At 70.3% G+C, this 14946-nt stretch carries 13 protein-coding genes; 11 read left to right on the forward strand and 2 right to left on the reverse strand.

Annotated elements, in window-relative coordinates:
* Window positions 1-29 precede the first annotated feature (29 nt).
* From ACIO3R_RS31835 to ACIO3R_RS31860, 6 genes are all read left to right on the forward strand, one after another.
* Window positions 30-989, forward strand: a complete 960-nt coding sequence (locus tag ACIO3R_RS31835) for a hypothetical protein (protein WP_402110467.1) — start codon at window positions 30-32, stop codon at window positions 987-989.
* Complete coding sequence (locus ACIO3R_RS31840) at window positions 986-2506, forward strand: peptidoglycan-binding protein (protein WP_402110468.1); 1521 nt, start codon at window positions 986-988, stop codon at window positions 2504-2506. The genes ACIO3R_RS31835 and ACIO3R_RS31840 overlap by 4 nt, the downstream gene beginning before the upstream one ends.
* The gene (locus ACIO3R_RS31845) at window positions 2503-3204 is read left to right on the forward strand and encodes an ABC transporter ATP-binding protein (RefSeq protein WP_371777164.1); all 702 of its coding nucleotides are present in this window, start codon (window positions 2503-2505) and stop codon (window positions 3202-3204) included. The genes ACIO3R_RS31840 and ACIO3R_RS31845 overlap by 4 nt, the downstream gene beginning before the upstream one ends.
* 89 nt (window positions 3205-3293) lie before the next feature.
* Window positions 3294-4499, forward strand: coding sequence for an ABC transporter permease (locus ACIO3R_RS31850; protein ID WP_402110470.1), 1206 nt, complete (start codon window positions 3294-3296; stop codon window positions 4497-4499).
* 224 nt (window positions 4500-4723) lie between these two features.
* Entirely contained in the window at window positions 4724-5500 is a 777-nt protein-coding gene (locus tag ACIO3R_RS31855; protein WP_402110472.1) for an SDR family NAD(P)-dependent oxidoreductase, read from the forward strand.
* A 519-nt stretch (window positions 5501-6019) separates the two neighbouring features.
* Window positions 6020-7405: a sensor histidine kinase gene (locus ACIO3R_RS31860; RefSeq protein ID WP_402110473.1), complete on the forward strand. Its 1386-nt coding sequence runs from the start codon at window positions 6020-6022 to the stop codon at window positions 7403-7405.
* 68 nt (window positions 7406-7473) lie between these two features.
* Here ACIO3R_RS31860 and ACIO3R_RS31865 read toward each other — a convergent pair whose 3' ends face one another.
* Entirely contained in the window at window positions 7474-8118 is a 645-nt protein-coding gene (locus ACIO3R_RS31865) for a response regulator (protein WP_402110475.1), read from the reverse strand.
* A 328-nt stretch (window positions 8119-8446) separates the two neighbouring features.
* Between ACIO3R_RS31865 and ACIO3R_RS31870 the strand changes: the two genes are divergently transcribed.
* Both ACIO3R_RS31870 and ACIO3R_RS31875 read left to right on the forward strand, forming a co-directional pair.
* Window positions 8447-9205: a S1 family peptidase gene (locus ACIO3R_RS31870; RefSeq protein WP_385347885.1), complete on the forward strand. Its 759-nt coding sequence runs from the start codon at window positions 8447-8449 to the stop codon at window positions 9203-9205.
* Between the two features lie 195 nt (window positions 9206-9400).
* Window positions 9401-10360 carry a phosphorothioated DNA-binding restriction endonuclease gene (locus ACIO3R_RS31875; RefSeq protein WP_402110477.1) on the forward strand — a complete coding sequence of 320 codons (960 nt, stop codon included), beginning with the start codon at window positions 9401-9403 and terminating at the stop codon, window positions 10358-10360.
* 15 nt (window positions 10361-10375) lie between these two features.
* Here ACIO3R_RS31875 and ACIO3R_RS31880 read toward each other — a convergent pair whose 3' ends face one another.
* A complete protein-coding gene (locus ACIO3R_RS31880; protein WP_385035581.1) occupies window positions 10376-11857 on the reverse strand; it encodes a SulP family inorganic anion transporter in 1482 nt (493 codons plus the stop codon).
* A 538-nt stretch (window positions 11858-12395) separates the two neighbouring features.
* Between ACIO3R_RS31880 and ACIO3R_RS31885 the strand changes: the two genes are divergently transcribed.
* The 3 genes from ACIO3R_RS31885 (at window position 12396) to ACIO3R_RS31895 (ending at window position 14944) form a co-directional block, all read left to right on the forward strand.
* Window positions 12396-12806, forward strand: coding sequence for a MerR family transcriptional regulator (locus ACIO3R_RS31885; RefSeq protein WP_402110479.1), 411 nt, complete (start codon window positions 12396-12398; stop codon window positions 12804-12806).
* 441 nt (window positions 12807-13247) lie between these two features.
* Window positions 13248-13958: a Crp/Fnr family transcriptional regulator gene (locus tag ACIO3R_RS31890; protein WP_385035559.1), complete on the forward strand. Its 711-nt coding sequence runs from the start codon at window positions 13248-13250 to the stop codon at window positions 13956-13958.
* A 95-nt stretch (window positions 13959-14053) separates the two neighbouring features.
* The gene (locus ACIO3R_RS31895) at window positions 14054-14944 is read left to right on the forward strand and encodes a hypothetical protein (protein ID WP_402110482.1); all 891 of its coding nucleotides are present in this window, start codon (window positions 14054-14056) and stop codon (window positions 14942-14944) included.
* The last annotated feature ends 2 nt before the right edge of the window (window positions 14945-14946 follow it).

Raw genomic sequence — 14946 nt, forward strand, 5'->3', positions numbered from 1 at the left:
CGCACCACGAATGGATACATGGCATGCGCATGTCAACACTTACCCTACGTAACTCCCTGGTCGCAGCCCTGGCCGTCGCCATGCTGCCGCTGCTCAGCGCGTGCGGAGGCTCGAGCGACACGGCCGGCCCCGACGCCGGTTCGGGTTCCACAGCCGACAGCGGTACGAAGACCGTCGACGGCGCCGCCCAACTCACCATCCCGGACGGCACGGACGACGCGACCAAGAAGATGTACATCGAGGAGAACGCCATCGCGGCCTGCATGAAGAAGAAGGGCTTCACCTACACCCCGCACATGGCGAGTCCGGAGGCCGCCGACTCCCTCGTCTGGGGCGACGGACAGGACTACGCCCTGGAGAAGAAGCAGCGGCAGAAGTACGGCTTCGGCACCTACGCGGCCGCCGCCTACCCCGCCGACCCGAACGCCCCCGGCGCCAACACCGAGGGAAAAATGCACGGAAAGGTCATCACCCCCGACGACGGGGACGAGAAGGGATTCACCGCCGCCCAACAGAAGAGCTACGACGAAGCGTTGAACGGCATCCGGCCCACGACGGCAACGAAGGCGGAGAGAGAGCAGCCCGGTGGGTGCTCTGCCGAGGGCAGGGCCAAGGCGTACGGACCGGAACTGAGCATCAAGGATCAGATGAAGGAGCAGGCCGAAAAGGAGGAGAAGAACCGTGCGAACGGGCTGGAGCTCAACGGCGACCCCGAGCTGGTGCAGCTCGCACAGAAGTACGCCAACTGCCTGAAGGAGCAGGGCATTCCGGTTTCCACCACCCAGCCGACCGGCATGTTCGACATGGTGCGGCTCGACCTCACCGATGAAATGCCGGAGCCCGGGCGGGAGCTGACCCAGGCGGAGGCGCTGCCTCTGCTCACCAAGGACATCACCATCGCCATGAAGGACCTGGAGTGCGGCAAGGAATTCCGGGCCGCGTACTTCCCCAAGGAGAAGGCCAACCCGTACTGGGGTTCCGGCGCGTGAAACATCTCAGCGGACGCAGACAGCTGGGCGCACTGGTCGGCGCGGTGGTTCTGGTGGGCGCGGGCGGCTGGATCGCCGGTACCCAGGTCCACTCCCCCGCCGATGCCGCCGCCGCGCACAACGCGCCGAAAGCCGGCCCGGTGACCGTCGGTGTCCAGCGGCAGTCCCTCATCGCGACCGTGGTGGCGAACGGCTCCATCGAGTTCGCCTCGCCCCAGCCGCTTTCACTGGCCGGCTCCGTGGGCACCGGATCATCCGGCGCCACGGCCGGTGAAGGTGCTGAGCAGCGGGTCACCAAGGCACCGGTCGCCGGTGCCAAGATCAAGGAGGGCGATGTTCTGATGGCGGTCAACGGCCGCCCCGTACTCGCGCTGAGCGGCCGGGTCCCGATGTACCGCGCGCTGGGCCCCGGCACCTCCGGCGACGATGTGAAACAGCTCCAACAAGCGCTGCGACGGATCGGTTTCGAGCCCGGCGCGATCAGCGGCAACTACGGCCAGGGCACCGCGGCGGCGGTCACCCAGTGGTACACGAGCAAGGGATACCAGGCGCAGCAGCCGAGCCCGGACGAACAGCAGCAGCTCGGCCAGCTGCAGCAGTCGGTGTCCTCCGCCCAGGAGACGCTCCTCACGATGACCGGCAGCAAAAGCACCGGCGGGACGCAAGCCGCCCCCAAGAAGGACACGGACACGGAGACCGGCGACGGCGACGGCAACAGCAACAGCAACAGCAACAGCAACAGCAACAGCAACAGCAACAGCAACAGCAACGACGGGGCGATCCGGAAGATCCAGCTGGAGTCCGCCCAGAAGTCGCTGGCCTTGGCGAACGCCGCCCTCAGCACCTATCAGACCACTTACGGAACCAAAGTCCCCGCCGGTGAGGCCGTCTTCTTCCCGAAGCTGCCCGTACGGCTGGACAAGGTGACGGTGAAGACCGGGGATTCCGCGTCCGGCCAGATCGGCACCGTCACCGGGTCCGAGCTGGTGGTCCAGGCAGTCGTGCCCGGTTCGGACGGCGAACTGCTCAAGAAGGGCATGGCCGTCGAGCTGACGACGGCGGGGGGCGAGAAGGCCCGGGGAACCGTCTCCGCGCTCGGCGCCGACGCAGCGCCCTCGACGGCGGAGGGAGACGGCGAGCAGTCCACGGGGGAGACGTCAGGGGGCACCGAATCCGAATCCGGTGACGCCACCACCACCGAAGCCCCGGCGGCCGGCGACCCCTCGGCCCCGGTCCCGCTGCGGATCTCCGTACCCGACCCCGGGCCGCTGGCCGGTCAGGCCGGGGCCTCGCTGAAGGTGACCATCAAGATCGGCGCCTCGGACGGCAAGGTGCTGACCGTGCCGCTCGCCGCGATACGGACCTCGGCCGACGGAAAGGCCCGGGTGCAGGTGCAGCGCGACTCCGGCGTCAGCGATGTACAGGTCACCGTCGGGCTGTCCGCAGCCGGCCTCGTCGAGGTGAAGCCGGTCGGCGGCGCACTGAAGCAGGGCGACAACGTGGTGGTGGGCAGGTGACTCCCGGCCCGGACGTCGTCATCGAACTCACCGATGTGGAGAGGACCTTCGACACCGAACCGCCCGTACACGCTCTGCGCGGCGTGAATCTGACCGTACGGCGCGGTGAGCACCTGTCCATTGTCGGGCCCTCCGGATCCGGTAAGTCGACCCTGCTCAACACGCTCGGCCTGCTCGACCGGCCAACCGCAGGCTCGTTCCGGCTCGACGGGGTGGAGACCACCGGACTGGGCGACCTCGAACGCACCGCGCTGCGCGGCAGCCGGATCGGCTTCGTCTTCCAGTCCTTCCACCTCCTGCCCTACCGGACGGTGGACGAGAACGTCATGGTGGCCGAGGCGTACCGCAAACCGCGCCCCGGACACGAACGCGGCACCCGGCTGGACCGTGCCCGCCAGGCCCTGGAGCGGGTCGGGGTGGGGCACCGGTCGGGCTTCCGGCCGGACCGGCTGTCCGGCGGCGAACGCCAACGCGTCGCCATCGCAAGGGCCTTGATCGGCGACCCCGCACTGCTGCTGTGCGACGAACCCACCGGCAACCTGGACAGCGAGAACACCCTCTCCGTACTGGAACTCTTCGACGACCTGTGTGCCCAGGGCATGACACTCGTCCTGATCACCCACGACGAGGCGGTCAGCCGCCGGGCGAGCCAGCGCGTCCGCATCACCGACGGCTGCCTCACCCCGGAGGCCGTATGACACGCGGGAAACACACGAAGCCCGCGCCCCGGGCAGCGGCCGAGGCAGCGGCCGGGGCAGCGGCCGGGGCACGTTCCGAACGCCCCCGGATGGACCCACGGGACCTGTGGACGGAAGCCCTCGCCGGCGTCCTCGCCCGCCCGATGCGATCCGCGTTGACCACACTGGGCACGGTGCTCGGCATCACCACGCTCGTCATCACCATCGGTGTGGCCTCCACCGCGGGCAACCAGATCGTCGGCCGGTTCGACGCGCTCACCGCGACCTCGGTGACCGTGAAGGTGCCGCGGGTGCAGCCCGGCTCGGTCGACACCGGGTCACTGGTGGACTGGTCGGGGACCGAAGCGGTCCGGCGGCTGGCCGGGGTGGAATCGGTCGCCGCCCTCGGGGACTCCGCCACGACCAACAGCGTCCAGGTCCGGGCCAACGACGTGAACGCACCCGGCGACACCTCCGGACAGACCCTGGCCGTCGTCGCCGCCTCGGCCGGGCTGCCCGCCGCCGTACGCGGCACGATGACCGCGGGACGGTTCTACGACGCCGGCAACCTCGCCCGGCACGACCAGGTGGTGGTGCTCGGCGACCAGGCCGCGCAGCTGCTCGGCATCAGCCGGGTGGAGGATGCTCCCGCGGTCTTCTTCAAGGGCCAGTCGTACACGGTCATCGGCATCCTCGGCGGCATCGAGCGGGAGCAGCGCCTGTCCACCGCCGTCATCATCCCGCCCACCACCGGCGCGGACCGCCTCGGCCTGCGCGACGTCAGCCTCGTACTGGTCAACACCGCGCTCGGGGCGGCCGAGCAGGTGGCGCGCCAGGCACCGATCGCCCTGTCCCCCGGGCACCAGGACTCGCTCACCGTCGTGGCGCCGCCCGACCTGTCCAAGGCACGCGACGGCGTCCAGAACGACGTCAACGGCCTCTTCCTCGTCCTCGGCCTGGTCTCGCTGGTGGTGGGCGCGATCGGCATCGCCAACGTCACCTTGGTGACGGTGATGGAACGGGTCGGGGAGATCGGACTGCGGCGCGCTCTGGGCGCGTCGAGGCGACAGGTGGCCGGCCAGTTCCTGCTGGAGTCGACGACGATCGGTCTGCTCGGCGGCATCGTGGGCGCGGCCCTGGGCATCGCCGTCGTGGTGTGCGTCGCCGTCTTCAAACAGTGGACCCCGGTACTCGACCTGAGCCTCGCCTTCGGCGCCCCCGTGGCCGGAGCCCTCGTCGGCCTGCTCGCCGGCCTCTACCCGTCACTGCGCGCCGCCCGCATGGAACCGGTCGACGCACTGCGCGCACCGTCGTAGCGCCCTGCCGGTCTCCCGGGACGCCCGCGATGTGCTGATGCCTGCGCCCTGGGGACCTGCACGGTCACGTTGTTGACCGAGGACGGCGGTGTGCTCCTCGGCAGCGCAGCCGACAGGCACGAGGGCTTCCTGACACCACTTCCGCGACTCCTTCAGCTCGTTCTTGTTTCCTCGTCGGCCTCGTCACGACTAACTTTGGGCAACTTGACGAGGGTGGAGGGCACATGGCCGGATTGAGCAGGCTCGACGGCAAACGGACTCTGGTGATCGGTGGGGGCGGGGCCGGGATCGGCCGAAGCATCGTCCGTTCCTGTGCAGCCGCCGGGGCGACAGTCGCAGTGGCCGACGTGGACGCTGTACGGGCAACCGAGGCGGCGGACGAGTTGCGTGCGGCCGGGCACGTCTCCCATGCGCTGAGCGGTGACGTCCGCTCCAGCGAGCAGCTCGAAGACGTGATGGTCGGCGCGGCCGAACGGCTCGGCGGGCTGGACATCCTGATCACGGTGGTCGGCGGGCAAGTCGCGTTCGTACCCGCGGTCAAGCTGCACGAGATGACCGACGAGGACTGGGACACCGTCTACGACGTAAATCTGCGCTACGTGGCTCGCGCGGTGCGGCGCGTGTTGCGGCTGTTCCTGGAACAGGGCACCGGCGGGAACATCGTCAGCATCGGCTCGGTCACCGGATTCATGGCCGCGCCGAAGCAGGCCGGTTACGGCGCTGCCAAGGCCGGCCTGTACAGCCTGGCGCGGACCGTCGCTGCCGAGTACGCGGCCGACGGCATCCGGATGAACGTCGTCGCAGGTGGGGCGATCAGCACTGCTGTCAACGCCGGTCCCTCCGACGAATGGGTCCCGGAAATCCCGGCAGGCCGATACGGGACGTCGGAGGAAATGGCTGCTGCGGCCGTCTACCTGGCCTCGGACGAGGCGCGCTACATCACCGGTCAGCAGATCGTGCTGGACGGCGGGGTCTCGGTCCGCGGCCCATTCCCCGAATAGCCGAGCACGGGCGACCCGGGCCTCATACCGACCCCGGCTCGCCGACGCCTCTGGGTGCCTCGAAGCGAAGGCCGCGGCAGCAGATCCATCGCCACCCTTCCCGTATCGGGCTTCCCGTATCGGGGTCGCTGTCCCTCTGGCTGACCGCCGAAGAGGCCACTGCCATCGAGTAACTGCTGAGCACCTGGCGCAGGGCGTGAGCAGAGGCCGGGGCCCGTGGTTGCAGTCATGGTTGCGTTCACCGGCGTACAGCACCGTTCGATGGCCCACCCGACCATGCCGCGCCGCTGGTCAGGACGTTCTCGTACGTTCCCGCACCCCCGGCGAACATGTGGAAAGCGTGTCGGGGCAACCCCTCACGAGTTCGAATCTCGTATCCTCCGCCATTGCTCTCACCGGGCAATACGTCGAAGATCCGCGCAGCTTGCTGCGGGGGTCTGCGACGTTGTCCGCTTCCGCCGCAGCACGAACGGACCTCCGCCGGATCTTGGTCCGGTCCCGGCCTTCTATCCTCGCCAGGTGATACTCACCAGCCGCACCCGCCTCGGGAACACACTGCTCAACCTAGTGCTCCTGCCTTCCGGCGACGCGGGCACCGCGCAGAGACTCGCGACGAGGCCCGTACCGCGCTCGCCCCTTCTGTCGCCACGCGCCGCGGACCTGGTGCTGACGGGCATCGCTTTGCTGCTCGCGGTGTTGAACAGTTTCCAGAACCCCTACCTGGGGCCGGCCACTCCCTGGGTGAACCTGCTGATCGCCGCGGTGAGCGCTCTGCCACTGCTCGCCCGGCGCCGGGCCCCCGAACTGGCACTCGCCGTCGGACTGCTCGCCAAGGTTCTCCAGTTCTCGCCTTTCGCAGCGCCCCTCGCCTACTACGCGGAGGGCGCCTACCGCGGCCCGCACAGCCGCCGGATCGCCTGGGCCTCGGCCGGTGTCGGCCTGGTGGTCATCACGCCCTGGAACGCGGCAGCATGGTCCAGCATCGGATCAGTGGTGACGTGGTTCGCGGTGAACTTCGTCTTCTCCTGTCTGATGCCGCTGCTCCTGGGGCTCTACGTGGGCCAACGGCGCGCCGTCGTCGCCGGTCTCGTCGAACGGGCGGAGCGCGCCGAGCGGGAACAGCTGCTCGTCGCCGAGGCCGCGCGGGAAGAGGAGCGTCGGCGCATCGCCGGCGAGATGCACGACGTGGTCTCCCACCAGGTGAGCCTGATCGTCGTACACGCCAACGCGCTCAGCGCTGTCGCCCACGACCCGGAAGTGACGAGCGAGGCCGCGCAGATCATCCAGACGGCCGGCCGGCGCGCGCTCACCGAACTCCGCGAGATGCTGGGTGTGCTCAGGACCAGTCCGACCGGTGGCCCGGTCGACGGAGCCGGGGAGTCACCGACACCCGCGGGAAGCGACGCCGCGAAGGGTGAGTCAGAGGCCGCGGCGCACCATCCTGCCGCGGCGGCCGAGCGGCGGCCCGTCCCCGGCTCGGCCGTCGACAGGATCGCCGAACTGGCCGACAACTCCCGGGCCGCCGGGCTGCCCGTCACGGTGCTCGTCGAGGGCGCGCCGCAGCCGCTGACCGAGCCGGTCGAGCGTGCCGCACACCGGGTCGTGCAGGAGGCTCTGACCAACGTGCACAAGCACGCTCCGGGTGCCACGACGCGGATACATCTCGTATTCGACCCGCGAACCGTTCGGGTACGGATCGTCAACGGCCCGGCCGGGAGGCCCGTCGACACGGCTGCCGACGGGGGGCCTCTGCTGCCCAGCGGGGGGCACGGGCTGATCGGTCTGACGGAGCGGGTGCGCCTGGCCGGAGGCACCATCGAGTCCGGGCCCACCGGTGACGGCGGCTTCCGGATCGGCGCCGCGCTGCCCACATCGGTGCCCGGAGCCCGCACGCCCGTAGCGTGACTCCGCCGGGGATCGCGGCAGATCGGCCTGGGGAACCCGTTCGGCGACATAGCCGATGAGCCAGGTGTTCAGGCCAGTCCGGCGTCATGGGTGATGAGCGCGACCTGGGTGCGGTTGGCGGCGCCGAGCTTGGTCATGATCCGGCTGAGGTGGACCTTGACCGTGGACTGGCTCACCAACAGGTCGGTGGCGATCTCGGTGTTGCTGTGGCCCTGGGCGACCGCCGCGGCGACCTCGCGCTCGCGGGCGGTCAGTTCCGCCATCCGCGAGCGCGCTTGCGGGGCGACCGCGGCCGTGGCGAAGACGGCCAGCAGCTTGGTGGTGATGCGTGGTGAGAGCATCGCCTCGCCGCGGGCGAGGACCCGTACCGCGTCGGTCAGCTCGCGCGGCGAGGTGTCCTTGAGCAGGAACCCGGCCGCGCCGTGCTGGAGCGCGGCGTAGACGTACTCGTCGACGTCGAAGGTGGTGAGCACCGCGACGGCGGGAGGATCGGTCAGCGCGGCGAGCTGCCGGGCGACCTCCAGGCCGCCGACGCGGGGCATCTGGATGTCGGTGAGCACCACGTCCGGGCGGTGCTCGGCCATCAGGTCGACTGCCACCGAGCCGTCACCGCCTTCGGCGACCACCTCGATGTCCGGCTCGGCGTGGAGGATCATCCGGATGCCCTTTCGCACCAACTCCTCGTCGTCGAGGAGGATCACCCTGACGGTCACCCAGATCACCTCCTCGTCCGCTCACGGGCAACTGCGCCTCTGCACACGGTACTGCCGTGCCCGGCGGCCTCCCCCGTCACCTCGCGATCATCCCGCGGCACGATCCGACCGGCGTGCCGTAGGACTTTCGGGCAGACCGACCGAGCGGGAAGGGTGACGCGCCGAGGGCGCCGGCCGGGACAGGATCAAAGGTGTCGGAACCGGCCGGGCCGGACGCGGATGTTCGGACGGGGCTTCCCGAGCCGGTTCCGTTCCGGCGCCCTCTTGAGCTCCGCCGGTGACCGGAACCCTGAACGAGACGCAGCTTGAACGAGACGCAGGAGGACAGATGGCCAAGCGTGGCAAGGCAGCACTGTTGGCAGCGGCGGGGGCGATCACGCTCACCATGGCAGTGACACCGTCGGCATCGGCGATCATCGGGGGACACGACGCCACCTCGCCGTACCCGTTCATGGTGAGCGTGCAGAAGGACGGCCACCACTACTGCGGAGCGTCCCTGATCAAACCGGACTGGATCGTGACCGCCGGGCACTGCACGGTGGGCGTCAAGCTCAAGCAGCTTTCCGTACGGGTCGGCAACCGCGATCGCAGGAAGGGGGCCGAAGCGAAGGTCACCAAGGTCATCACACACCCGAACTTCTCCTACGAGCCGTTCCGCGACGACGTGGCCGTCATGAAGCTTGACCACCCCGTGGACGCGAAGCCCATCAAGCTGGCCGCTGAATCAGCGTCTACGGGTGCCGGCACTCGGATCCTCGGCTGGGGAATGACCTGCGAGGACGGCAGCGAGTGCCCGGACCTCCCGATCCGTCTGCAGGAACTGGACACCAAGATCGTCCCCGACGGCCGGTGCAGCGAGGACTACGACGCGGAGAACGAGCTGTGCACCGACAGCCCCACCAAGAACGCGCAGGCGTGCATCCTCGACTCCGGCGGGCCGCAGATCAAGGGCCGTCCCGGGCGGTGGGAACTGATCGGGGCGACCAGCCGCGACGGCGACGCCGATCCGGCATGTGCCACCGGCCCCGGCATCTACACCGACCTGACGGCCCACCGCGCATGGATCAAGCGGGCCACCGCGAAGTGATCGGCTCGACTCCGTCCGCCTTGAGGACGGGGGACGAGCTGCAGGGGGCTTCGCCCTCGCCCGTATCCACAGCGTCATGCCCGGGTAGCCGCGATCCGCATCGTGGCCCGGTGTCCGGCCGGCCACCCGGGCGATGCCCCGCGACCAGGCTCCGCGACCAGGCGCCGCGACGAGTCGCCACTACGATCGCCGACTATGAACTGGGTCGAGCGCACCGCGCAGTTGAGGCAGTGGACGAGGGGCGGGACGCGGGCCGCGCACAAGCCGTTGCTGTTCCTGTACGCGCTCAGCCGGTTCCAGCAGGACGCCGATGACGAGCTGCGGTACAGCGCCGTGGAGGAGGACCTGCGGGGGCTGCTCGCCGAATACGGTCCCGGTAACCGGACGACTCCCGCCTACCCGTTCCATCACCTGGTGAGTGACGGCGTCTGGGAGGTGAGCACCGAGCGCGGGCCGGGCAGTCCCGGGACCGGGGTCGGGGAGCTGCGCGCCAGCGGCGCCGCCGGGCGGCTGTCGCCGGAGCTGCGGGCGGCGCTGCGGCGGGAGCCGTCCCTCCTCGGCCGGATGGCACGGGTGCTGCTCGATCTGAACTTCCCGCCCTCCCTCCACGGCGAGCTGTGCGAAGCGGTCGGCCTGGAGCTGGAGGAGGCCGAGACCGGACAGCTCTCGGCCGCACGCCGGCGGCGGGACCGGCGGATGCGGGAGACGGTCCTGACGGCGTACGAGTACCGGTGCGCCTTCTGCGGGTACGACGGCAGGATCGGCGCGGTGCCGGTCGGGCTTGAGGCCGCTCATGTGCGGTGGTGGGCGTTCGACGGGCCGGACGACGTCGAGAACGGGCTGTGCCTGTGCTCGCTGCACCACAAGCTGTTCGACAAGGGCGTACTCGGTCTCGGCGAGGGCCATGGTGAGGGCCATGGTGAGGGCCACGGCGAGAGCCACGGCGAGAGCCACCGCATCCTGGTCTCGCAGAGCTTCGTCGGCCACAGCACCGCCGCCCGCGAGCACGTCATCACGCTCGCCGGCCGACCGCTCATCGGCCCCCAGCCGGGCGTCCGCCCCATCGCCGCCGCCCACCGTTCCTGGCACACCAGCCAGGTCTTCCACGGCAGCCCACGTCCCGCCACGACCCCCACGACCGCCACGACCGCCTGACCACCGACCCGGCGGTCACGGAGTGCGCCGGCTGAGCCTGTCGTGGATCTGGGCGCTGGGCCGGTTGAGGCCGATGATCTCGACGGACTTGCCGCGCTGGGCGTACTTCGTCTCGATCGCGTCGAGCGCCGCCACGGAGGAGGCGTCCCAGATGTGGGTGTCCGTCAGGTCGATGACGATCCGGTCGGGGTCGCCGGCGTAGTCGAACCGGGTGACCAGGTCGTTGGAGGAGGCGAAGAAGAGCTCACCGGTGACCGCGTAGACGACCTGGGTGCCGTCGGGGTCGACGACGGCGGTGACGTCGGCCAGGTGGGCGACGCGCTTGGCGAAGACGACCATCGCGGTGACGGTGCCGACGACGACGCCGATCGCGAGGTTGTGGGTGGCGACGACGCAGGCCACGGTGACGGCCATGACGGTGATCTCGCCGGCGGGCATCCGCTTCAGCGTCTTCGGGGCGATGGAGTGCCAGTCGAAGGTCGCGAAGGACACCATGACCATGACGGCGACCAGCGCGGCCATGGGGATGTCGGAGACGATCGGGCCGAAGACGATGCACAGCACCATCAGGAACGCACCCGCCAGGAACGTGGACAGGCGGGTGCGGGCACCGGACACCTTCACGTTGATCATCGTCTGGCCGATCATGGCGCAGCCGCCCATGCCGCCGAGGAAGCCGGTGACGATGTTGGCGATGCCCTGGCCGATGGACTCGCGGGTCTTGGAGGAGTGGGTGTCGGTGATGTCGTCGACCAGCTTGGCCGTCATCAGCGATTCCATCAGGCCGACCAGCGCCATCGCGAGCGCGTAAGGGGCGATGGTGGTCAGCGTGTCCAGGGTGAAGGGCACGTCGGGCAGGCCCGGTACGGGCAGGGCGGACGGCAGCTCGCCCTTGTCGCCCACGGTCGGCACCGCGATCCCCGCGGCGACGGTGATCGCGGTGAGGATCACGATGGACACGAGCGGGGCCGGGATCACCTTGGTGACCTTCGGGAAGAACACCATCAGAGCCAGGCCGGCCGCGATCAGCGGATAGACGGGCCAGGGCACGTCGTGCATCTCCGGGACCTGGGCCATGAAGATGAGGACGGCGAGGGAGTTGACGAAGCCGACCATCACGCTGCGGGGCACGAACCGCATCAGCTTCGCGATGCCGAGCGCCCCGAGGACGATCTGGAAGAAGCCGGCCAGGATCACCGCCGCGACCAGGTGGCCCAGGCCGTGCTCGCGGTTGAGCGGGGCGATGACCAGGGCGACGGCGCCGGTCGCGGCGGAGATCATCGCGCGGCGTCCGCCGACGACCGAGATGGTCACGGCCATGGTGAACGACGCGAACAGGCCGATGGCGGGGTCGACCCCGGCGATGACCGAGAACGAGATCGCCTCGGGGATCAGCGCGAGCGCGACCACCAGGCCGGCCAGGACCTCGGTGCGCCAGACCTTCGGGTCGGACAGCCAGTCGGGGCGCAGACCGCGCAGCCGCGCGGCCGGGGACAGTGCGGAGGTAGTCAAGAGATGCGGAACCTGTCGTGCTCGGGCCCACCCGGCGGCGTCACCGGGCGGCGGCGTCACCGAGGGGGCGTGCGGAACAGTACGGAGCAGGGGGCAGCGGCACGCTCCGCGGGCCTTCCGCGCACGGTCCGCACGCCGTCCGGATGCTGCCGCTCAGGGGCGAGGGGTCACGGCGGGAAGGCGGCGGCGCGGGACCGTACGGGCATGCGCACGCGCTCTCCTGCGGCATCGGGCTTCGCCGGGGGCGTCGTCGGTCCCGACACGGTTTTTGGCGACGGGCCGACCCGTCCCGCACCATGAACACGGAACGGCCTGGACCCTGGACACGGAACAGCGGTGCTCAACCCTGACAGCCGCCGACTCTACTCTAACGTAACGGTAGAGATGTGGAGAGGGACGCTGACCGCCGCTGAACCGGGGCCGGGTACCGGGCCATGCCCCTGACCCGACCGCACCCCCCGACCGCACCCCCGAGCACACCCCCGGCCCCGGCCCCCGGCGGCAGACGAGGAAAGGCACCCGCGTGAGCAGCGAGCACATGCAGATCGGCGAGGTCGCCGCGCGGACCGAGCTGTCGTTGCGCACCATCCGGCACTACGAGGAGACCGGCCTGGTCATCCCCTCGGCCCGCTCCCAGGGCGGGTTCCGCCTCTACACCGAGACCGACGTCGCCCGCCTGATGGTGATCCGCCGCATGAAGCCGCTCGGCTTCACCCTGGACCAGATGCGGGACCTCCTCGACGCCACCGACCGCCTCGACGCGGTGCCGCCCCCGGCGGGCGCCGGGCGCGAGGAACTCCTGGAGCGCGTGCGCCACTTCGAGCAGGCCGCCGCCGAGCGCGTCGCCGACCTGCGCAAGCAGCTGGGGCGGGCCGAGGAGTTCGCCGGCACCCTGCGCGAGCGGCTCGGCGAGGCCGCGCCCGGCCGGCTCTGACAGACCCGGCGGCCCTGGCGGATCCGGACGCGCCCCGCGCCCGGCAGTACGTCAACACCCCTTCTGCGAAGGGCGCATGGGCGCCCCCCTTCATACCGGGCTCAAGGCCCCGCTCCTGGCGGAAACCCGAGTTTTCGCCAAGTACGCCTCTCGCGCCCCTTCGTGCACCGATGAGCCCGACTCCGCCCGTCTGCGGGCCCTGACCTCACGGTCAACGGTGAGCGACGGGGCGTGAGGGGGGCGCCGCGCCCGTGGGGCCGGGCGGGCGGGTGGTGAGGGTGCGTACCGAGGGTGGCGGCGTTCAGGCCGCCCAACTGGCATTTCCGTCGTTACCGGCCGGTATATGCGATGTGGCGTGAAGCACACCCTTGCAAGTGGCCCTCTGCGACCATCAACGCCTATCAAAATCAGCCGTCCGGACCTGCCACGGGGGGAGGGACCATGGGGCTGCTCGGCAACGACCTGGCATTCGCACGCGCTCTGACAGCCCACGAGCACGAGAACGTCATGGCTCTCGGCAACCGGAAGGCCTATGCGGCCGATGCCCATCTCCTGTCGGAGGGGGACCGGTCGGGTCACGTCATGATCATACTTCAGGGGTGGGTGACCGTTTCCGTGGCGACGGACCGCGGCGCCACCCGGCTCATACTCGGCCTGCGCGGTCCCGGTGAACTCCTGGGCGAGATGGCGGCGTTGGACAGCCACCCCCGTAGCGCCACGGTGCGGGCGCTGGGCCCCATAGTGGCCCAGGTCATCCCGGGGGACGCGTTCCGCCGCTTCCTCGCCCAGCACCCCCGGGTCAGCGGGCTGGTGATCCGGCAGCTCACCTTCCGGCTCCGCAGCGCCGACCAGGAGCGGTCCGCGCTCGCCTCGCTCACCGTTCTGCAACGCCTGGCCGGGCGGCTCACCGAACTCTCCCGCGCCGAACCCACCGGCCCCTACACGCCGTCGGCGCCCCGGCCGCTGCCCGCCGGCACCGTCGTCCACCTGGCCCAGGACGAGCTGGCCGCCACCGTCGGAGCCACCCGGGAGGCCGTCGCCAAGGCGCTGCGGCTGCTGCGGGACCAGCGCATCGTGCGGACCGGAACCCGGCTGGTGGAGATCCTCGATCCCGAACTGCTCGCACTCCTCTCGGACGGTCATCAGGAGTAATTCCCCGCCTGTCGTGTGTAAACGACTACAGACGGCCTTCGTCCCGGGCCCGAGGCTGATGAGGGACGGCACAGCGAACAGGACAGGGGCACGAGGTGAACCACGACGTGACGGATGTCGCCGAAGCGCGCTACGAGCTGGTGATCAGCGTCGACGCCAGACGTTCCGGCGAGTACGACGACATCGAGAAGACCCGGATGCGTGCCCGGATCTACCGGGTCCTGGAGACGGCGTTCACCCACACCAAGATCGCGCGGGACTCCCTGCACCTGGAGGACCGCGGCGACGGCGTGCTCGTCTCGGTGTCCGGCCAGGTCCCCGTCGCCAGACTGCTCGGCCTCTGGATGGTGGAGGTGCACGAGAAGCTGCGCGACGAGAACCGCGCCCTGCGCGTACCGCTGGGGCTGCGGGTGGGCATGCACGTCGGACCGGTCCGGCACGACGACCGGGGCATCGCCGGGCGCGCGGTCGACCTCGCCTGCCGGCTCGCCGATTCCGCCGTCGCACGGCAGTTGCTGGACGCCGAGCAGGCCGACCTGGTGCTGGTGGTCTCCCGTTCGCTGTACGAGGACGTGGTCAGCGGCGGCGGCAAGTTCATCGAGCCCGCCCGCTACTCCGCCGCCCGTCTGAAGCTCAAGGAGGGCGACGTCACCGCCTGGTTCCACCTTCCCGGACGGTCGGCCCCGGCCATCGCGGCCGATGATCCGCAGCCGGCCAACGGCACACATACGCCCGTGACGGGGGCGGGCGAGTCCGGTGCCGGTGGCTGCACAGCCACCGGCACCGAGGACTCCCGCCCGGACGTCCACGGTGACACCGACGGCTCCAGGGGCTCCGGCACGTTCGATGATCCCGACGCTCCCGGCGGGCCCGCTGACGCCCAGTACCACGTGCGGGGCGACATGTCCCAGCACACGGGCAACGTCTACCAGCAGCCCGTGCACATCGGCCGCAGCACCGGCGACGCCGGCCGCCGGAAGGGCTGATC

Source organism: Streptomyces sp. NPDC087428, from assembly GCF_044744085.1.
Taxonomy (GTDB): domain Bacteria; phylum Actinomycetota; class Actinomycetes; order Streptomycetales; family Streptomycetaceae; genus Streptomyces.